General features: G+C 62.7%; 18 protein-coding genes. 2 read left to right on the top strand and 16 right to left on the bottom strand.

Features of this window, described 5'->3' with window-relative positions:
• Nucleotides 1-26: 26 nt before the first annotated feature.
• Both HJA_RS17380 and HJA_RS17375 read right to left on the bottom strand, forming a co-directional pair.
• Nucleotides 27-929 (bottom strand): phosphatidylserine decarboxylase, encoded by a 903-nt coding sequence (locus HJA_RS17380; protein ID WP_035584956.1) that lies wholly within the window; start codon nucleotides 927-929, stop codon nucleotides 27-29.
• A gap of 29 nt (nucleotides 930-958) precedes the next feature.
• Nucleotides 959-2794, bottom strand: a complete 1836-nt coding sequence (locus HJA_RS17375; RefSeq protein WP_035584954.1) for an ABCB family ABC transporter ATP-binding protein/permease — start codon at nucleotides 2792-2794, stop codon at nucleotides 959-961.
• A 143-nt stretch (nucleotides 2795-2937) separates the two neighbouring features.
• Between HJA_RS17375 and HJA_RS17370 the strand changes: the two genes are divergently transcribed.
• Complete coding sequence (locus HJA_RS17370) at nucleotides 2938-3501, top strand: LOG family protein (RefSeq protein WP_035584953.1); 564 nt, start codon at nucleotides 2938-2940, stop codon at nucleotides 3499-3501.
• An 18-nt stretch (nucleotides 3502-3519) separates the two neighbouring features.
• Here HJA_RS17370 and secF read toward each other — a convergent pair whose 3' ends face one another.
• From secF to HJA_RS17320, 10 genes are all read right to left on the bottom strand, one after another.
• Nucleotides 3520-4512, bottom strand: coding sequence for a protein translocase subunit SecF (secF, locus tag HJA_RS17365; protein WP_035584952.1), 993 nt, complete (start codon nucleotides 4510-4512; stop codon nucleotides 3520-3522).
• A gap of 16 nt (nucleotides 4513-4528) precedes the next feature.
• Nucleotides 4529-6133, bottom strand: a complete 1605-nt coding sequence (secD, locus tag HJA_RS17360; protein WP_035584951.1) for a protein translocase subunit SecD — start codon at nucleotides 6131-6133, stop codon at nucleotides 4529-4531.
• Nucleotides 6134-6185: 52 nt separating this feature from the next.
• Nucleotides 6186-6557, bottom strand: coding sequence for a preprotein translocase subunit YajC (gene yajC / locus HJA_RS17355; protein ID WP_051597844.1), 372 nt, complete (start codon nucleotides 6555-6557; stop codon nucleotides 6186-6188).
• Between the two features lie 92 nt (nucleotides 6558-6649).
• Complete coding sequence (locus HJA_RS17350) at nucleotides 6650-7303, bottom strand: protein-L-isoaspartate O-methyltransferase family protein (protein WP_035584950.1); 654 nt, start codon at nucleotides 7301-7303, stop codon at nucleotides 6650-6652.
• Nucleotides 7291-8052 carry a 5'/3'-nucleotidase SurE gene (gene surE / locus HJA_RS17345; protein WP_035584949.1) on the bottom strand — a complete coding sequence of 254 codons (762 nt, stop codon included), beginning with the start codon at nucleotides 8050-8052 and terminating at the stop codon, nucleotides 7291-7293. Before surE ends, HJA_RS17350 begins: the two co-directional genes overlap by 13 nt.
• A complete protein-coding gene (gene serS, locus HJA_RS17340) occupies nucleotides 8049-9329 on the bottom strand; it encodes a serine--tRNA ligase (protein WP_035584946.1) in 1281 nt (426 codons plus the stop codon). Before serS ends, surE begins: the two co-directional genes overlap by 4 nt.
• A 47-nt stretch (nucleotides 9330-9376) precedes the next feature.
• Nucleotides 9377-10492: an NYN domain-containing protein gene (locus HJA_RS17335; RefSeq protein WP_035584944.1), complete on the bottom strand. Its 1116-nt coding sequence runs from the start codon at nucleotides 10490-10492 to the stop codon at nucleotides 9377-9379.
• Between the two features lie 87 nt (nucleotides 10493-10579).
• Nucleotides 10580-11407: a twin-arginine translocase subunit TatC gene (gene tatC / locus HJA_RS17330; RefSeq protein WP_199285811.1), complete on the bottom strand. Its 828-nt coding sequence runs from the start codon at nucleotides 11405-11407 to the stop codon at nucleotides 10580-10582.
• Nucleotides 11404-11832, bottom strand: a complete 429-nt coding sequence (tatB, locus tag HJA_RS18265) for a Sec-independent protein translocase protein TatB (RefSeq protein ID WP_081814795.1) — start codon at nucleotides 11830-11832, stop codon at nucleotides 11404-11406. Before tatB ends, tatC begins: the two co-directional genes overlap by 4 nt.
• Nucleotides 11833-11854: 22 nt before the next feature.
• Nucleotides 11855-12070 (bottom strand): twin-arginine translocase TatA/TatE family subunit, encoded by a 216-nt coding sequence (locus HJA_RS17320; protein WP_035584942.1) that lies wholly within the window; start codon nucleotides 12068-12070, stop codon nucleotides 11855-11857.
• Nucleotides 12071-12154: 84 nt separating this feature from the next.
• Here HJA_RS17320 and HJA_RS17315 point away from each other — a divergent pair, with 84 nt between their 5' ends.
• Nucleotides 12155-12931 carry an exodeoxyribonuclease III gene (locus HJA_RS17315; protein WP_035584940.1) on the top strand — a complete coding sequence of 259 codons (777 nt, stop codon included), beginning with the start codon at nucleotides 12155-12157 and terminating at the stop codon, nucleotides 12929-12931.
• Here the strand turns inward: HJA_RS17315 and HJA_RS17310 are convergent.
• The 4 genes from HJA_RS17310 to HJA_RS17295 all read right to left on the bottom strand — a co-directional run bounded on the left by HJA_RS17310 (nucleotide 12928) and on the right by HJA_RS17295 (nucleotide 18575).
• Complete coding sequence (locus HJA_RS17310; RefSeq protein WP_035584937.1) at nucleotides 12928-13704, bottom strand: hypothetical protein; 777 nt, start codon at nucleotides 13702-13704, stop codon at nucleotides 12928-12930. The two genes, HJA_RS17315 and HJA_RS17310, sit on opposite strands and share 4 nt — an antisense overlap.
• Before the next feature lie 14 nt (nucleotides 13705-13718).
• On the bottom strand, nucleotides 13719-15317 hold the full coding sequence (locus HJA_RS17305) for a cytochrome b family protein (protein WP_035584935.1): 1599 nt from the start codon (nucleotides 15315-15317) through the stop codon (nucleotides 13719-13721).
• A 128-nt stretch (nucleotides 15318-15445) separates the two neighbouring features.
• On the bottom strand, nucleotides 15446-16342 hold the full coding sequence (locus HJA_RS17300) for an alpha/beta fold hydrolase (RefSeq protein ID WP_035584934.1): 897 nt from the start codon (nucleotides 16340-16342) through the stop codon (nucleotides 15446-15448).
• 145 nt (nucleotides 16343-16487) lie between these two features.
• Nucleotides 16488-18575 (bottom strand): amidohydrolase family protein, encoded by a 2088-nt coding sequence (locus HJA_RS17295; protein ID WP_035584932.1) that lies wholly within the window; start codon nucleotides 18573-18575, stop codon nucleotides 16488-16490.
• Between the last annotated feature and the right edge of the window lie 137 nt (nucleotides 18576-18712).

Genomic DNA, 18712 nt, shown 5'->3' with positions numbered 1-18712 from the left:
AACGGACTATACCGGACTATGCCGGATCAATCGCCCTCTTCAGAGCGGCGGGCGGCTTCGCGGAGGCGGGCGAAGAGGATGGCCGGGTCTTCTTCCGAGACGTCCGCGTCTTCCGGGGAGACGTATTGTTCGTCGTCTTCCTCGTCCTCTGCCAGCACAGGTTCGAACGGGTCTTCCTCCGCCACGCCCGCGGCGGCCTCACGCTGGATCTCGAAAGCCTCTTCGATCTCGTCGTCTTCGGCGTCATGCGCATCGGAGCGCAGGCGGCCGATGACGGTCTCGCCCCCGACTAGGCTCTGACCGGGCCAGATCAGCTGGCCGGAACTTGTGGGAATGAAGAGGTCGCACCAACCGCCCAGGCGGCGCGTGCCGCACGGCTTGCCGAGGCGGGCAATGTCGCCCGCATTCATGTCGATCTCGATGCGGGGGCCAAAGCCGCCGGAGGCGAGCCGGATGCCGACCTGCTGGCCGTGGCTTTCAAAGCACATCCACGCCCGGGAGAGGCCCTCATCATCCGCGCGCATGGCGATCGGGATGGAGGAGTCGCCCTCTTCCAGCGTCACATGTTCCAGGCTGCCGGAGATCGGCGTGTAGATCTTGTTGGTGGAAACCGGCGCAGACGAAATGCGGACGCGGGTGACCACAGGCGTGTGGAAACGCAATTCCGGCGGCGCTTCCATCTGGGTCACCGACACGACGATGCCGTCACAGGGCGCGACGATGCCGCTGGCGAGTTCGGGCGGGGTGCGCTGCGACCAGCGGGTCGCAAGCAGGGTCGCGATAAAGGCGATGAAACCGAGCCAGAAGAGCGGCGCCCACAGCCAGCCCAGCAGCAGGGCCCCAAGGAACACAGCGAATGCCACGACGATGCCTTCAATGTCGAAGCCACCATTCAGCCAGGGCGTGGACTTGTGGTCCAGGTCATCCATGATTCCGCACGCTTTCTTATTCCGAGCTCTTATTCGGCCGCGAGTTCGAGATTCGCACTGCGGGCCTGTCTTTCCCACATATCAGCATATTTCCCGTGCTTTGACAGCAGGGTGGCGTGATCTCCGCGTTCGATCACCTGCCCGGCTTCCAGAACGAGGATTTCGTCAGCCGATTTTACCGTGGAGAGGCGGTGGGCGACCATCAGCGTGGTGCGGCCCTGGGAGGCCTCGTCGAGCGCTTCCTGGACAGCATGCTCGGTGGCGCTGTCGAGGGCGGAGGTTGCCTCGTCCAGCACGAGGATGGCCGGATCGGCGAGGATGACGCGGGCGATGCCGACACGCTGTTTCTCCCCGCCGGAGAGCTTCAGGCCGCGCTCGCCGACGCGGGTGTTCCAGCCTTCCGGCAGGCTTTCGATGAAGTCGAGCAGCTGCGCCCGGCGGGCGGCGTCGCGCACGTCCTCATCGGTCGCGTCGGGCCGGGCATAGGCGATGTTGCGGCGGATCGTGTCGTTGAAGAGGACAACATCCTGCGGCACGAGGCCGAGCGCGCGGCGCAGGGATTCCTGTGTCAGGCCGCGCACGTCATGGCCGTCGACCAGAACGCGACCGGATTTGACGTCATAGAAGCGGAAGAGCAGCTTCAGCAGCGTCGACTTGCCGGCGCCGGAGGTGCCGACGAAGGCGATCTTCTTGCCGGGCTGCAGGTCGAAGCTGACATCCTGCACGCCGACGGCGCGGCCTTCATGGCTGAAGGAGACATTCTCGAACGTGACGCTGCCGACCGGATGCGCAAGCTCGATGGCGTCCGGCGCATCGGTAATCTCGGGCTTCATGTCGAGCAGGCCGTAGAGCTTTTCGAGGTCGACCGCGCCCTGCTTGATCTCCCGCCAGGCCCAGCCAAGGATGTTCAGCGGAGCATAAAGCGACAGCATCATCAGCATGACCGCCGTCAGGTCGCCGATCTGCATCTTGCCGTGGATGACGTTCCAGGCCGACAGGACCAGCACCGCCGCGAGGCCGGCATTCATCACGAAGGCCTGCGTGGCGTTCAGGATGTACATGGACCGGACGGTCTCGACATAATGGTGGTTGTAATTGGCCATCGCCTTGCCGAAGCGGGCGGTTTCCCGGCGCTCGGCGGCGAAGGATTTCACCGTCTCGAAATTGGTGAGGATGTCGACCGAGGTGGCGCGGAAATGCGTGTCGGCCTCATTCATCTTGCGGCGCTGGCGCACGCGCCATTCGGTGATGATGACGGTGGCGACGACATAGATGGCGATGGTCGCAACGGCGATCAGCGCGAGCTTGTAGTCATAAGCCAGGCCCAGCGCGACCGAAGCCAGGATCAGGCGCACAAAGGTGGGCCCGATATTGAAGGCGAGGAAGCGGATCAGGTAGTCGATGGCGCTGGCGCCGCGCTCGATCACGCGGTTGAGGGCACCTGTGCGGCGGGTCTGGTGGAAGTTCAGCGAGAGCATCTGCGCATGGCCGAACGCGTCCACGCTGGCGAGGCGCTGGGCGTCCTGGCTGACCGGAGAGAACAGCCAGTCCCGCAGCTGGGGCATGGCGCCGGCGGCGAAGCGGACGCCGATCCCGAAGGCGAGCCAGATGGCGGCTATGCCGAAGGCAGCGGGGGCGCCGCCTGACGGGGCGACCTGGTTGATTGCATGGCCGACGACCAGCGGCGAGACCACTTCCAGCACAGACGCGCCCAGCGTCAGCAGGATGGCAATCGCGATCACCGGGCGCCATTTCGCCAGTTCCGGCCGCCAGAGCAGCTTCAGAATGCGCGCAATTGACGGGCCGAGACCGCCATCGGCGCTGTCGATCTTGTCGTGGTTCTGACTGGCGTGCGGAGGACTCATTCCCCGGCATATGGGGCCGTTTGGGGCCGCAGGGAACCCGAAAGCATCTCTTTGGGCCTGAAATGGCCTGATTTTCGCGCTGGCGCGGGCATAAGGCGCCCCATATGAGGGATAGAAAGAGAAAAGAAAACGAGGTTCAGGGAATGTCGAATTTGCGGTCGGTCTGTGTGTATTGCGGTGCGTCGAATGACGTGCGTCCGGACTATATCGCACTGGCCGAGCGGCTGGGCCGGGAGCTGGCCAAGCGCGACATCCGCCTCGTCTATGGCGGCGGCGGTGTTGGCCTGATGGGCGCCTGCGCGCGGGCGGCACATGAGTCAGCCGGCGACGTGTTGGGCATCATGCCCCGCTTCCTGCTGACCAAGGAAATGATCTACGAGGATGTCGAGCACCGCATCGTCGAGGACATGCACACCCGCAAGCAGATGATGTTCGAGGAGTCGGACGCGTTCATCGTGCTGCCGGGCGGTATCGGCACGCTGGAGGAAGCGGTCGAGATCCTGTCCTGGGCGCGCCTTGGCCTGCACGCCAAGCCGATGGCCTTTCTGGACGAAGACGGCTTCTGGTCGCCCTTTTTCGATCTCATGGGGCACATCATCGACGGCAAGTTCACGCCGGAAAGCTTCCGCACGGCGCTCGTACACAGCGATACGCCGGAAAAGGCAATCGACGCGCTGTGCGAGCGGATCGTGATGCTGGGCCAGTAAGTCCGGAAAGTCCGGCGCCTAGACGCCGGTGAAGCCTTCGACTTCCTCGACGGTTTTCCGCGTGAAATCCATGCCGAGCGACAGGACCAGCGCTGACGCGATGAAGATCGACGAATAGGTACCGATAAAGATACCGAAGATCAGCGCGAAACTCATGCCCTGCAGCACGGGGCCGCCGAGGAAATAGATCGCGAACAGCGAGATCAGCGTCGTGCCGGAGGTCAGCAAGGTCCGCGACAGGGTCACGTTCAGCGACATGTCGATGACTTCGCGGTCCGGCATCTTCTTGTACTTGCGGCGGTCTTCCCGGATGCGGTCGAACACGACGACCGTATCGTTCATGGAGTAACCGATGATGGTCAGCAGGGCCGCGATGGAGGTCAGGTTGAACTCGATCCGCAGCAACGCGAACATGCCGAGCGTGATGATCACATCGTGCGCCAGCGCCGCGATGGCGCCGACCGAGAACTGCCACTGGAAGCGGAACCAGATATAGACCAGCATCATGGCCAGCGCGACAACGAGCGCCGTGATCCCGTCGGTGAACAATTCCTGAGAGACTTTCGGGCCAACCGAGTCATTCCGCAGGAAGTCGCCATTCTCGACACTGAGGCCGAACTTTTCGGACAATGTCTGGACGATCAATTCGTTCGTGGCGCCGGAAGCGCGTTCTGCCTTCTGTTCTTCCGACAGCGACTTGAAGTCTTCGCCCAGCAGGTCCGGCGGCGCTTCGCCGAACTTGACCACGACGATCTCGCGGCCATCGGTGCCGCGGGCACTGTTGACCTCGGCATTGATCGGCATGGCTTCGCGTACGGCCGGCACGGTGACGGTATCCGTCTTTGCCAGCTCCATCACGGTGCCGCCGGCAAAGTCGACCCCGAAATTCAGGCCGCGCGTTCCCAGAAGGAAGGCTGATGCCGCAATCAGGATCATCGAGAACAGAGCCCCGGCAACCCGGAAGCTCATGAAGGGGACTTTGGTCCGGTCGGGCCAGTATTTGATCAGCATCGCGTCTCTCCTGCCCCTAAATTCCGAACCGCTTGGGTTTTATCAGTTTCATGTATCCGACCGTGATCATCCGGGTCACGACATAGGCCGTGAACACGGAGGTCACGATGCCGATGGACAGGGTCACGGCGAAGCCTTTCACCGGGCCGGAGCCCAGAAGGTAAAGAATGGTCGCCGCGATCAGCGTGGTGATGTTGGCGTCCATGATGGTCGACAGGGCACGCTCATAGCCTGCCTGCGTCGCCGTCCATGGCGAGCGGCCTTCACCTTGCTCTTCGCGGATCCGCTCGAACACCAGCACGTTGGCGTCCACAGCCATACCGATGGTCAGGATGATACCTGCAATCCCCGGCAGGGTGAGCGTGGCGCCGACACCCGACAGGCCGGCAAAGATCAGGATGATGTTGCAGGCCAGCGACAGCACGGCGAAGAAGCCGAGCACGCCATAGACGAGCACCATGAAGACGGCGACGGCCGCCAGGCCGATCAGGGCTGCGGTATAACCGGCATTGATCGAGTCCTGTCCGAGGGTCGGGCTGACCGTCCGCTGGTCGAGGAATTGCAGCTTGGCCGGCATCTCACCTGCTTCGATGATGGCGGCGAGGTCGATGGCTTCCTGCTGCGAGAACGTACCGGTGATGCGGACGTTTCCACCCGGGATCGGCTCGTCGATGCGCGGCGCCGACATGACCTTGTCGTCCAGCACGATTGCGAATTGTTTGCCGGTGTTCTTGGCGGTCGTCTCATAGAACTTCCGCGCGCCATTGCCGTTCAGGCGGAACGTGATCTGCGGACGGTTCTGCTCGTCAAAGCTCTGCGCAGCATTAGCGACATCGGAGCCGACAATTTCAGGGATGTTATTGATCAGGTACGGAATGTCCTGATCGTCATACAGAAGACGGTAGCCCGGTTTCACGGCGCCTGCCTGTGCGGCCTGGATCGCCGCCGCACTGGAGTCGACGATATTGAAGGTCATCCGGCCGTCGCGGTTCAGCAGGTCTTTCAGGCGCTGCGGATCCGGCTCGCCCGGCGCTTCCAGGATGATGCGGCTGTTGCCCTGCGGCGTGATCGAGATTTCAGACACGCCTTCCGGGTCGACCCGGCGGCGGACGATGGTCATCGTCTTGCCGAGGGCCTCTTTCAGAAGCGCCTCTTCTGCGGCCTGCGGCACGGTGATCGTGATCGTGTCCTTGCCGGAAATGCGCATCTCGTACATCTGCGCGCCGCCGATGACACCGCCGACCGGGCCGTTCAGCTTCTGCAGGCGCTTCAGCGCGTCCTCGGTGCGGAAATTGCCGTCAGCGTCCGGGCGGGTCAGGCGCACGACCAGTTCGCGGCCTTTGACTTCCGGCAGGTTGAAGATCCGGTCAGAGGCCGGCGTCGTCAGCGCGGAGGAGACATCGCGCGACAGCACGTCCAGCCGGTTGGCAACGACTTCGTCCGCCTGGATTTCCATCATCAGGTAGACGCCGCCCTGAAGGTCCAGCCCCAGATTCACGCCCTTCTTCGGCATCCAGCCCGGCGCGCCGGACATGTTCACCACATTCGGAGCGGCCAGCAGGGCGCCCCACAGAAGAACCAGGACAATCAGGCCTAACTTCCAGGGTGGAAACTGAAGCATTTGGGAATCCTTGAATGGCCGCGCCGATGGGCGCCCGGCTCAGTCGTTGGGCCTAGTCGTTGGCAGCGACCGGTTCGGCCTTGCCGCGCACCTCGATGACCATGGTCTTGATCACGCGAACTTTCACGTTTTCACCCAGGTCGAGGGAAATCTCGTCGTCGAACACCTTGTTCACCTTGCCGACGAGACCGCCGGAGGTGACCACCGTGTCGCCGCGCTTGAGGGCCGTCAGCATGGCGGAGTGTTTCTTGGCGCGCTGCTGCTGCGGACGGATCAGCAGGAAGTAGAAGATGGCAACCAGGCCGATCGGCATGATCAGCAGCTCGAACAGGCCGCCACCCGGACGGCCACCGGCTTCCTGAGCCACCGCCGGAAGCGCCGACAGGGCAGCTCCGATGAACAGCGCTACGTGCTTGTTCGCCATGATTTTCCTCTCTTCAAGCCCCAAAAAAGATACGCCCCTATAGCTGTGGCCGCCGGGCTTGGCAAACAAGGGCTGCAGGCGCGAATTCGCAGTCAGAGCGCCTGTGCGGGGCCTTCGCGCAACAGGGGCAACGCATGCCGGAAGCCGAGGCGTTCACGCTCGCCATTCTCATGCAGGCGCATCAGGACCTGCCCGTCCGGCGTCACGACCGGGGCGACCAGCAGGCCGCCTTTTCCCAGCTGGGAGAGCAACGCCTCCGGAATCTCCTCCACAGCCCCGGCCAACAGGATGCGGTCATACGGCCCCCGCTCCGGCCAGCCAGCCAGACCATCGCCGCAGCGCACCGCCAGGTTGGACAGTTCCAGATTGAGAATGCGGCGCCGGATCGCCTCGGTCAGCGCGTTGAAACGCTCCACCGCGAATACGTCCGACGCGATCTGCGCCAACAGCGCAGCCGTGTAACCGGAACCGGCGCCAATCAGCAGAACACGGGATTTGTTGCCTTTTTCCAGCTGAAGCGCCTGGATCAGCTGGCCCGTCGTCACCGGCCGCGGGATGATCTGGCCGCAGGGGATCGGCACGAGCGCATTCTCGAAGGCAAGGTCCGTCAGCGCCGGATCGTCGATGAAGGCAGCGCGGTCGATGGTTTCCATGGCGCGCAGCACGCCATCATCGGTCACGCCCTCCTGCCGCAGGTGGAGAACGAGCCGGGCTGCACGAAAGGGATCGGCGATCAGGCCTGCCATGATCCTTTGAGCTTTTGGAGGAACGCCTCGTGCGTCAAGTCCACATGTAGCGGAGACACCGAAACATAGCCCTCATAGATCGCTCTCAGGTCAGTTCCTTCGTCCGGCTTGGACAATTTGCCCTTGTAGCCGATCCAGTAATAATCGTTTCCGCGCAAATCCTCGCGCCGGTCGGTATGGATGATCGACTCGTCGCGGAAGCCCTGACGGGTGATCTGGACGCCGCGAACATCTTCCGGCTCCACGTCCGGGAAGTTCACGTTCATCACCACATCGTCCGGCCAGCCAATATCCAGCAGCGGGCGCAGCGTCTTCGCACCCCAGGTCCGCGCCGTGTCCCATGGCAGCGAGCCGCGCTCGCGGAAGTTCTGGGACTGGCTTAGCGCGATGGACGGAATGCCCAGCTGCATGCCGAACATGGCCGCCGCGATGGTGCCGGAAAAGCTCGTATCCTCGGCAATGTTCTGGCCGCGATTGACGCCGGAGAGTACGAGGTCCGGCTTCTCTGGCATCAGGTCATGCGTGGCCAGCAGCACGCAGTCGGACGGCGTGCCGGTGATCGCGAAGGCGCGGGCGCCGACCTTGCGAGTGCGCACCGGATGCGTCAGCGAGATCGCACGGCCCTTGCCGGACTGTTCTTCTTCCGGCGCCGCAATCCAGATGTCGTCCGACAGCTCCTTCGCGATCTCCTCCAGCACGGAGAGGCCGGGGGCATTGATACCATCATCGTTTGTGAGGAGGATTCTCACGAAATCACCTCAAGGCCGCCCATGTAGGAGCGCAGGGCTTCCGGCACGGTGATGGAGCCGTCTTCGTTCTGGTAGTTCTCGATCACGGCGACCAGGGTGCGCCCGACGGCGAGGCCGGAGCCGTTCAGCGTGTGCACGAATTCCGGCTTGGCGCCGGCTTCCGGGCGGTAGCGCGCGTCCATGCGGCGGGCCTGGAAGTCTCCGCAGTAAGAACACGAGCTGATCTCGCGATAGGTTTTCTGCGAGGGCAGCCAGACTTCGAGGTCATAGGTCTTGCGCGCCCCTGCCCCCATATCGCCTGTGCAGAGCAGCATGCGGCGGAACGGCAGGTCGAGGCGCTTCAGCACAGCCTCGGCGCATTCCGTCATGCGCTCCAGTTCCTTCAGCCCCTCTTCCTCGTTCGCGACGACCGAGACGAGCTCCACCTTGTTGAACTGGTGCAGACGGATCATGCCCTTCGTGTCACGCCCCGCACTGCCCGCTTCCGAGCGGAAGCACGGCGTGTGCGCGGTGAAGCGGCGCGGCAGGTAACCCGGTTCGATGATCGTCTCACGGACGATGTTGGTCAGAGACACTTCTGCCGTCGGGATCAGCCAGTGATCTGCCGTCGTTTTGAAGAGGTCCTCAGCGAACTTGGGAAGCTGCCCCGTGCCAACCAGCGCCTGGTCCTTCACCAGCAGCGGCGGCGAGCATTCCGTGTACCCATGCTCTTCGGTCTGCAGGTCCAGCATGAACGCCGCGATGGCACGTTCGAGCCGGGCGAGCTTGCCCGAGAGCAGCACGAAGCGCGCGCCGCTCATCTTGGCGGCCGTCTCGAAATCCATCATGCCGAGGGCTTCGCCGAGATCGGCATGATCTTTCGGACCGTTGATTTGCTTCGGTTCGCCCCAGCGGTGCTGTTCGACGTTCGCCTCTTCGTCCTGGCCTTCCGGCACATCGTCCAGCGGCAGGTTCGGCAGGCCGTAGAGCAGCTCGTTCAGCTCTGCCCGAGCCGCCTCTTCCTGCTCGGCGCAGGCTTCGATCGTTTCCTTGGCATCGGCCACCACTTTGCGCAGGCGCTCGAACTCCGCCTCGTCGCCGGAGGCTTTCGCCTTGCCGATCAGCTTGGACGTTTCATTGCGCAGTTTCTCGGCTTCCTGCTTGTCGGTCAGTGCCGTACGCAGGGCCGCATCGTGGCGGTGAATATCGTCCACCGCATCGCCGAGGCCCGGCTTGCGCCGGTTCCAGGCCTTGCGGAAGGCTTCAGGGTTTTCGCGGATCGCGCGGAGGTCAAACATCGGGTCGGGCCTTTGATGACTTTAGGGGTCTTCTACAGCCCCTGCGTCTAATCCGCTGCGGCCGATGCGTCCACTCGCGTTTCAGCCGCAGCCGGCTTTTCGTCCGATTTCTCTTCCGGCGCCGTGTCAGCGGCCTTCGCCTCTTCCTCGGGCTCCGGCTCCGTTGGCTTCGGGGCCGGCGGGTCAGGCCGTTTCGGCGGCGGCCCGAGCGGAGACGGCACACCGACCATCCGCCCGCGGCGGCCGCGCGGCCCGCGGGCCCGGCAGACGATGCGCACGGTCTTGTCGGCCAGTTCGGTCACCTGAATGTCCGGGTTTTCCTCCGACAGCTTGCGCATCAGGGTTTTGAAATTCTTCTGGCCGAGCCACGGCTTCACCCGGTTGCCATATTTGGTCTGGAAACCTTCCATACCCTCCAGCGCGCGGATCACCTTGTTGCGCGGCAGCGGCTGGTCCGGCGTGCGGGCGCCGAGCTGCATGACAATATCCGCCGCAAGCTTCAGCTGCTGCACCGCGCCCGGCGTGCCGTTCGCCTTCTCCACGCGCACAGCGTGGCGCACCTTCTTCAGCAGGGGCGACAGGCGCTCGGCCTGCTGGCGGAGCGGTGCGATGACCGGCGGGTCGGAGCGCAGCTTGTACCATTTGCGGGGTGCCCGCTCGTAATCGAAGGCAGCCTTCAGCGCGCCGATATGGATCACATCGTCGGCATGTTCGGAATAGAGCTGGTAGGTCGGGTCCGTTTCCTTGCCGGCCGTCACGACGCGGATACCGGCCAGCTGCAGGCGGTTCACCACGGGTACGAAGTCTGAATCGGTGGTCAGCACGATGAATTCATCGACGCCGCCCAACTGATGGCGCAGCTCAATCGCGTCCATGGTCATGACGATGTCGGCAGAGGACTTGCCCGACGCAATCTTGGTCTTGGCATGGGCGCGGCAATCGAAAGCCTCGAACCCGGCCGCCTGGAAGGCGTCCCGGTGCACATCATACTGGCTGTTCCAGTAGACCCGCTTGGCGACAAATTTGCGGCGGCGGCCCTTTTCCGACAGCGCACCGTCCGACAGCCACAGCAGCCATTGCGGCAACGTGTCGACCATGGCCTGTCCCGTGGCAGCAAATATGTTGTCGAAATCCACGAGCAGTACGCTCTTCAGGCGCGCCACAGACTACTCCTTGCTTCTCAAGGCCCGGCTCGGATCCAAGGTTCTACATCCAGGGTCTTAATTCAACAGTGCCAGACAGCGCAGCGCTCATTCGGCTGTGGAGGCCGCCTCACGCTGGGCTTCCTTCTTCTCGATCATTTTCACGCTGAGGATGCCAATCTCGTAAAGAAACAGGACAGGTGCCGCCAGCAGGACCTGCGAAATTGCATCCGGAGGTGTAAACACCGCGGAAAATCCGAGAATGCCGACGATGGCAAATTTACGGCCTTTCGACAGGCCTTCGGAACTGACCACGCCGATCTTGCCCAGCAGGGTGAGGATCAGCGGCAGCTGGAAGGAGATGCCGAAGGCCAGCATCAGCGCCATCACCAGCGACAGGTAGTCGGCCACCTTGGGCAGCATGGTAATGTTGGCGACTTCGCTGTCGGTCAGCTCCATGCCTACGGTGAAGCGGGCCAGCATCGGCAGCATCACGTAATAGACGAACGCCGCGCCGGTGGAGAACAGGATCGGGGCCAGCACCAGGTAAGGCCAGAAGGCGCCGCGCTCATTCTTGTAAAGGCCGGGCGCCACGAAAGCGTAGACCTGCCAGGCCACAAACGGGAACGCCACAAAGATGCCGGCGAACAGGGCCAGCTTCAGCTTGGCGAAGAAGAACTCCATCGGCGCGGTGTAGATGAAGTCGAGCTTCGTGCCGCGGATCTCCTGCGCCATCCGGGCGAAGGGATTGAGCAGGAATTCATAGATGTCCTGCGCAAAGAAGAAGCAGCCGATGGTTGCGATGGACAGGGCCAGCAGGCTCCAGATCAGGCGGGAGCGCAGCTCGGTCAGGTGCTCCAGCAGCGGCGCGCGGGAGGACTCGACCTCATCGTCCAGGATTTCGGGCTGTTCGTCCTTGGGGGGCGTGTGGCTCATGCCGGGTCCCCCTTCGGTTCAGCCTCGGGGCCGGTCTCCGGCTTCGCTGCCGGTTCGGACTTCGCCTCAGGCTTTGCTTCCGGCGTTTCCGGCGACGTCTGTTCCGCGAGCTTTGCCGCCGCCTCGGAGCGCGACTGGGCCATCACGGCGGAATTCACATCCTGCTCATAGGAGGAGAGGTCACTGGTCGCCTGTTTCAGGGAATTGGACCGTTTCAGATCCTCGATTTCCTTGCGCAGGTCTTCCAGTTCGCTCTGGCGGGCGATGTCGTCAAAGGCGGCCTGGAATTCGCGCGCCATGGCGCGGCCCTTGCCCACAAACTGGCCAAGGCGGCGCATCATCATCGGCAGGTCCTTGGGCCCGACGATAATCAGGGCCGCAACGGCCAGCACCATAAGTTCGGTAAAACCGATTCCGGGCAGCATGGGGTGCGCCCTCCGTCAGAGTTCAGGACGAAGCCTTGGTTTCGTCCTTCTTGGGCGTGACGTCGACCATTTCTTCCTTGTCGACCGCCTTGGGTTCCTCTTCATCCTTGAGGCCCTTGCGGAACGCGCCGATGCCCTTGGCCATATCCGTCATGATACCGGAAATCCGGCCCCGGCCGCCAAACAGCAGCAGCGCGACGATCACAACGATCAGCAATTGTATCCAGCTGGGGGCCATGCCGGGGGTCTCCTTGAAATTTCTGCAAGTATAGGCGCCGTGACTGGCTGGAACAATGGGGCGAAGCTGCTTAAAGGTCAGCGCATGCGTATTGCCACATGGAACGTCAATTCGATCAAGGCCCGCTTCCCGACTGTGCAGGAAGTGTTACAGAACATCGATTGCGATGTCGTCTGCCTTCAGGAACTGAAGTGCGAGACGGATGCCTTTCCCTACATGGAACTGGAGGAAGCCGGCTGGAATTGCGCCGTGCTGGGCCAGAAAAGCTATAATGGCGTGGCCCTTCTCTCGAAATATCCGCTGGAGGATGTGACGAAAGGCCTCTCCACCATGGAGGACGACCAGGCCCGTTTTATCGAGGCGCTGGTCATGGCCGAAACGCCATTCCGCGTCGGCGGGCTCTACCTGCCGAACGGCAACCCGGCACCGGGTCCCAAATTCGACTACAAGCTCGAATGGATGGCGTGCCTGCTGGATCATGCCCGCGAGCGGCTGAAGGCCGAGGAGCCTTACGTGCTTTGCGGCGACTACAACACGATCCCCACGGCGGTGGATTGCTGGGACGAGACCAAATGGGCCGATGACGCCCTCGCCCTGCCCGAAACCCGTGAAGCGTTTCGCCGGATCAAGAACCTCGGCATGACCGATGCCTTCGAGATCACCGACGGCCGTGCCCACCAGTACACCTTCTGGGACTATCAGGGCGGCGCCTTCCAGAAGGATCACGGCATCCGGATTGACCACCTTCTGGTCTCCCCGCAGGCCGCCGACAGGCTCCAGTCCGTGGAAATCTACCGCAAGGCCCGCAGCCTCGATAAGCCGTCAGACCATGTGCCGGTGATCGGCGTCTTCGAAGACTAGTTCACAGACCCGTAGGTCGCGCCTGCGTCGGTGAAGTAGGCGCGCCAGAAGCCTTTTACGTCTGCAACCGGCAGGTCGTAGATCTGGCGGGGCACGACGCGGGCGACGACGTCGACACCTTCCAGCTTCGGCTTCGTCTCGGCCAGTTCCGACTCCAGATAGGCGTCATAATCGGCGCCCATCTTGTAGAAGGAGAAGCCGCTCGAATGCTGCATCAGGTCTGACACCAGCACGACACGGCGCCCGGCCTGCTGCGGCTGGAAATCTGCCCGGTCGGAAATCGTGTAGAGCGCCTCGCTGAGCGGGGAGCTTGGCTGTTCCTTGTCCATCAGTGCCTCTTCCACCGTGCCGACCAGCGGCTGGTAGAATTTCTTCTGCCAGGCCTGTTCGATCATTTTCGGGTTCTGCGTGATGGGGTTGGCGGCAGCTGCGCTGCCCGGCGAACAGGCCGCATACAGAACTTTCGGGCTGTACGGGTCTGCCGCATTCGGCACCATCACGGTCAGCTTGCCATATTTCGGCAGGGCGCGGGCTTCATCGTTCACCAGCTCATGCACCCAGTCCATGTCATTCGGATTGAACGGGTCCGACTGGTCGATCAGCAGAATCGTATGCGCCGGATCCTTGCGGTCCACGCGGCAGCTGGTTTCCGGCATGACCGCAGGCGGCTGGCTGAAGGCAACCAGTGCGAAGAGGCCGAACACGCCGGTCAGCATGGCGCCGATGGCGCCGCGCCAGAACCAGGGACCCCGAGTATGCCTGCGTCTTGCCATGACCTGTTTTCTCCTCAGGCGCGGCGAGCCTGGTCAACGGGGACATGCGTGTCGCCCTTCGACTGCTTCGCTTCGCGGACCTTGCCGATTTCTTCGACAACTTTCTTCTCGATGGAGGACAGCCCCTGCTGGACCTGCTGGATATGCTGCTCCAGCCATTCACGGCAGATATTCAGCGCCGTGATGTTATTGTCGATCGTCTTCATGGCTGCCTGCGCCTGCTCGCGCTCCTTGGCCAGATCATAGGACGGCAGCTGCGGCGTGACGATCTCGTCGAAATAGGCCGGGCAAGCCGCCTGATCGCCGAGGCGGTCACGGTTGGCATTGCGGGCACGGCGGTGCGCCTGGCGGTAGGCCACTTTCAGGCTGCGCTCCTGGTCTGCCGCCCGCGAGGCAATCGCGATGGCGAAATCACGCCGGGCATCGAGCAGATTCATCGCCTTTTCGATCTCGCGCTTTGCGGCGACATGACGGGACTGCTGCGTCTCGAACCACTGGCGGCAGCTGGTGAAATAATCCGACAGGTCATCGCGCACGGCGTTACGCACAGCCTGGCGGCGTTCATAGGCCTTGCGTTCCTTGCGCCACACGCGGCCATAGCCGGGATAGCGGTCAGAGATGCGGTCATAGCCTTCATAGATGGCCAGGCCAAAGACTGTCAGCCCCATGAACAACAGGCCAAGGGCAATGAAGCTGTCGAGGCTGAACACGTTCGGGAACATCGACACGAACACTTCAGACGGCGAGATCGAGAACAGCGAGAAGGTTCCGAGGCCGGCTTCGGCGTCCGTGCTGTGCAGGCCGGTCTCAACCGCATCGCGGAAGTGGGCGACGAAGAAGTTCAGCAGGATACCCGCGGCGATGCAGACGGTCGCGACCGTGCCGCCGATCACGCGCTTGACGATATTCGGGCTGTTCAGGGCGTAACGCAGGCCGAAGAAACCGGCGATCACGCCGAGGCAGACGTTCACAGCACTCACACCGAAGGCGATCATCATGCCACCGATCAGGCCATTGGCCTGCGCATCCTTGAACAGGAGCGCGTTGAAGCCGCCTTCCAGGATCATGATGAAGACGAGAATCGCGATCGCCTGTTCGACATTCTTCTTGATGTCCGGCGTGCGGTCTCCGATCCGGTCGCCATGGCGAGCACGGAACTGCTGCAGCTCAATGATCGCAGCGGAATGGGTTTCCTTGGCGTCGGCCGTATCGTCGGTCTCATAGTGACGATACTCGTTCTCTTCCGACTTGATGGCTTCGCGCAGCTGGTCGGGGTGAATGTCAATCGGCGTATAGTCGGCAATATAGTTGCGGACGCTGGCCGAGGCGGTGGACATCCATGTGCCGAGGCCGCGGCGCACTTCTTCAGCGCGCTCGGCGATCATCTGCTCCCGCTCGCTCCACTGGTCCTGTGTGATCGCCTCGGACACAGGCAGGCCATCCTGGGCGTCGGCCTTGGCGTCCTTACGGGTCATCTGGCGGCTGATTCCCAGCTCACCCTTGGCTCTTTTGCCTTTCAGGCCATGGTCGGCCAGGTCATTGGGAAGCTCCAGCGGCTTCACCTTGGTCTGACAACCGACATCTGCGCCCCAGCGCACAGTGTTCTTCGCCATAACGCATCCTCATTAACAATACGGGCAGGAATATTAACTGTCCGCAGAATGCGCCGGAGTGGTGAACGGGCGGTAAACCATCCCACGTTATGTGCAATTCGTAATGTTGATGCAGAAACTCCGCCGCGTCAGCTGTGCTGCTGCACGAGGTCGAGAAACTCGCCAGCACACTGGTGGATGACCAGCGCGTCGCCGGAAGGGAAGAAATGCAGCGGAACGCCCACCCGCTCCGCCTCTGCTCGCACCTTCGTTTTCCACCGGTCGCTGTTTTCCTCACCACTGACAGCAATCACGGGGGCGCCGTTGAAACACCCATCCTGCAGGAAAATGTCGTCTTTCAGAGTGGTCCGCAGCTCCATGATAAATGTATGGATGTCGACCCCGTCCACGACACAATCCGCGGCTTCGGCAAAGAGTTCCCGGTTGCTGCGCAGGTATTCGAGGTCACCGGCACTTTTCTGCATGAAGCTCTCGACGACCCAGAACTTGCCGAAAAGCGCCCGCGCACTCTTCAGTCCCATCAGCGCGAGGCGCGCGCCGGCCTCGCTGGTCAGGGTCTGCTCCATATGTTTGGCAAACCAGTCCGGCTGTATCTCGGCCAGCGGATTATAGTTGAAGCAGCAATTGGACAGCACCAGCAGCTTCACCTTCGGGTGCCGCGCCAGCCTGTATCCGAAAGTATTGGAGGTACCGAGCGTGGCGACGACCATCGGCTGGTCGTCGAGCGCGTCCAGAAAGGCACCGATCAGGGCAACCTGCTGGTCCAGATTCGGCTGCGATGGGACGGAGCCGAAACCCGGCCGGCGGACGCTGACGGTCCGGAAGCCGGCGTCTTCCGCCAAGGCACAAAATTCCTGGCCCGGCCAGCCAGGGTATTCGAGCGACTGCAGCAGAACCAGCGGTGGCAGGGCCGGGTCGCCTTCGGTCATGTAGTCCAGTGACGACCGCTCGCTGTTGAAGCGGTGCACCTTCCGGCCCAGGGGGTCAGACGAGACAGGCCATGTCGGCTGGACCGGTTTGTCCATTGCGTAAGTTCGATCCAGCAAAACTACGTCCCCGTCTGCTGCAATTTCCAGATTCACATTGGCTGAACCAGCCTGTCCCCGAATCGGGGGTATTTTAATTCAACTCAGGGCAGTTACTGAAGGCCCAGTGGGAAATTTCCCCTGATCACTCAATTCCGGCCGGTGCGCGGACGTCCGGCACGTCGGTAAACGGCCGGATCCCGAAACGGGGATAGATCTCGCTCGGGAAGTAGACCGTGTCGCCTTTGGAGACGAGCCGGATCGTCTTGATGGCTTTCAGGTCCTCAACCGGATCGCCGGGCACCAGCAGGAAGTCCGCTTTCTTGCCGGGTTCGATGGATCCGATCTCTTCGCCCAGCCCCATATAGTCTGCCTCTTCCAGCGTGGCGCGGGCGATAATCTCGGCCGGGGTGAAGCCGACATTCTGATAGAGTTCCAGCTCGCGGTGCAGGGTCAGCGCACCGCCAAGATCTGTGCCGAAAACGATGAAGATGCCGCGATCCTTCATGCGCCGGATCGTATCGGTGATCTGGTCGAAGGCGCCTTTATAGGCAGCATCCTCTTCCGGACTGCCGATGGCCGACCAGGCCGCCTTGGCCTGACGCTGCACGGCGACCGGCATATGGTCGACATAGTCGGCCATGCCCGCCTGTGTCTCGCCATTGCGGGACAGGAGCAGCGCTTCGTGGATGGCATAGGTCGGGTCGATGGCGACGCCCTTTTCGGCCATCAGGTCCAGCGTGTGCTGCACAGCCGGGCCATCGAGATCCAGCCCCGGCAGGCGTTGCAAGGCAGTCAGGCGGAGCAGCGTGCGCGTGTCTTCGCCCTGCGCCAGCACCCAGCCCAGCATGACCTGGTTGATATGGGTCATCTCGTCATAGCCGGCCTCGATCATGTGGTCGGCATTGGTGAAGGCCGGGACGTGGCCGGTGACGCGTAGGCCGCGTTCCTTGGCCCGCTTCACGATGGCCGGCACCCAGGCCGGGTTCATCGAATTGTAGACCTTGATCTGGAAGAAATCGCCCTGATCGGCATACCAGTCGACCGCCGCGACGGCCTCTTCCTCGCTGTTCACGAGGATGCCGTTATTGGAGCTGAACGGGCTCTTCCCCTCAATAAAGCCGGAGCGAACGATGCGCGGGCCGGCCAGCGTGCCGGCATCGATCTTTGCGATCAGCTCGCTCAGCACGGCATTGTCATTGCCCATGTCGCGGATCGTGGTGACACCGGCGGCGATGTTCTTGAGCGCCGCGTCCTGGCTGACATGACCGTGCATATCGATCAGGCCCGGCACCAGCGTTCCGCCCTGTCCGTCGATCACATAGGCGCCGGACGTATCCACGTCTTCCGCCGACACAGCCGTGATGACGCCGTCCTCCACCATGACGGTGGATGGCTCTGTCAGGGCTTTGGCCTCAGCATCGAAGACCCGGACATGGGTAATCGCCAGCGGCGCGTCGAATTTGTGGGCCGTCTCGGCCTGGATCGTTTCCAGCCGCTCGGTCGAGAGGCGCGCGGCGAGGTCTTTCAGCTGCGTGTCAGCAGCTTCATAGCCTTCCCGCACGATCACGAAGCGCGGGGAGATGAAAGCGAACAGGCTGCCGTCGGCTTCAGCGAGGAAATAGGTCGGGTCGACATCGTCGCCGACCAGCGCATAAGCCGTTGCTTCGACCGGGCCACCTTCGCCGTCCACCGTCACGCTTTCCAGCGCGTCGAGCGACAGTTCCCCCGCCGGCCAGGCAGGCAGCTTGTTGTCAGCGTCCGCCAGCAGCGCCTTCGCATAGACCGCCAGCGCATAGGGCGTGCCGTTCTGCGGGATGTAGACCGTCGGTTCCGTCTTTTCAGCTGTGCCCGGACCGGTCGTATCGGTCCAGCTGGCGGTGCCGTCTTCCAGCGCAAAGGTCTCGTGGATCTCGTTGCCGAAGGTCGTTGCGCCATCGACCGTCCAGCCGACCGGCAGGCCGTCTTCGCCCAGCACGATGGTCTCGGCCAGCGTCGGCCCGCGGCCATTGTTGCGATACTCATAATCCACCGTGACCGTGTCGCCTTCGGTGGTGGCGGTGAGTTCGCCGATTGTCTTGTCGAACAGGCGGACGGCGAAGGTCTCGGTCTCCGGCGCCGGGGCTTCCGCCACCTCGGTAACGGGTTCAGCTTCCGGCACGTCAGCCTCGTGCGTGCAGGCGCCCAACAGGAACAGCGCCCCAAGCGCCGTGCAGCCAACCCGATCCAACATACCCATGCTCCTCCACACTCATGCCGTTCCCTCTGGAACGATTCTGAACAGCATAGGTGGCACATCGCGCCGGAGGAGAAAAGTTAAGGTACAGGACGGCCGCAGTCCCCAGCACCAACGACGCCCGTGAAGGCGCT

It is taken from the genome of Hyphomonas jannaschiana VP2, from assembly GCF_000685215.1.
In the GTDB taxonomy this organism is placed as follows: Bacteria; Pseudomonadota; Alphaproteobacteria; order Caulobacterales; family Hyphomonadaceae; genus Hyphomonas; species Hyphomonas jannaschiana.
This window is presented reverse-complemented; position numbering and strand designations above follow the sequence as displayed.

Excerpts from the sequence above, each read along its gene's own strand:
- yajC (WP_051597844.1), bottom strand. The coding sequence starts at position 6,557 with ATGGCGAACAAGCACGTAGCGCTGTTCATCGGAGCTGCCCTGTCGGCG.
- HJA_RS17350 (WP_035584950.1), bottom strand. The coding sequence starts at position 7,303 with ATGGCAGGCCTGATCGCCGATCCCTTTCGTGCAGCCCGGCTCGTTCTC.
- HJA_RS17305 (WP_035584935.1), bottom strand. The coding sequence starts at position 15,317 with ATGGCGAAGAACACTGTGCGCTGGGGCGCAGATGTCGGTTGTCAGACC.
- HJA_RS17370 (WP_035584953.1), top strand. The coding sequence starts at position 2,938 with ATGTCGAATTTGCGGTCGGTCTGTGTGTATTGCGGTGCGTCGAATGAC.
- HJA_RS17310 (WP_035584937.1), bottom strand. The coding sequence starts at position 13,704 with ATGGCAAGACGCAGGCATACTCGGGGTCCCTGGTTCTGGCGCGGCGCC.
- serS (WP_035584946.1), bottom strand. The coding sequence starts at position 9,329 with ATGTTTGACCTCCGCGCGATCCGCGAAAACCCTGAAGCCTTCCGCAAG.
- HJA_RS17295 (WP_035584932.1), bottom strand. The coding sequence starts at position 18,575 with ATGTTGGATCGGGTTGGCTGCACGGCGCTTGGGGCGCTGTTCCTGTTG.
- HJA_RS17380 (WP_035584956.1), bottom strand. The coding sequence starts at position 929 with ATGGATGACCTGGACCACAAGTCCACGCCCTGGCTGAATGGTGGCTTC.
- HJA_RS17375 (WP_035584954.1), bottom strand. The coding sequence starts at position 2,794 with ATGAGTCCTCCGCACGCCAGTCAGAACCACGACAAGATCGACAGCGCC.
- HJA_RS17315 (WP_035584940.1), top strand. The coding sequence starts at position 12,155 with ATGCGTATTGCCACATGGAACGTCAATTCGATCAAGGCCCGCTTCCCG.
- HJA_RS17300 (WP_035584934.1), bottom strand. The coding sequence starts at position 16,342 with ATGGACAAACCGGTCCAGCCGACATGGCCTGTCTCGTCTGACCCCCTG.
- tatC (WP_199285811.1), bottom strand. The coding sequence starts at position 11,407 with ATGAGCCACACGCCCCCCAAGGACGAACAGCCCGAAATCCTGGACGAT.
- secF (WP_035584952.1), bottom strand. The coding sequence starts at position 4,512 with ATGCTGATCAAATACTGGCCCGACCGGACCAAAGTCCCCTTCATGAGC.
- HJA_RS17320 (WP_035584942.1), bottom strand. The coding sequence starts at position 12,070 with ATGGCCCCCAGCTGGATACAATTGCTGATCGTTGTGATCGTCGCGCTG.
- secD (WP_035584951.1), bottom strand. The coding sequence starts at position 6,133 with ATGCTTCAGTTTCCACCCTGGAAGTTAGGCCTGATTGTCCTGGTTCTT.
- tatB (WP_081814795.1), bottom strand. The coding sequence starts at position 11,832 with ATGCTGCCCGGAATCGGTTTTACCGAACTTATGGTGCTGGCCGTTGCG.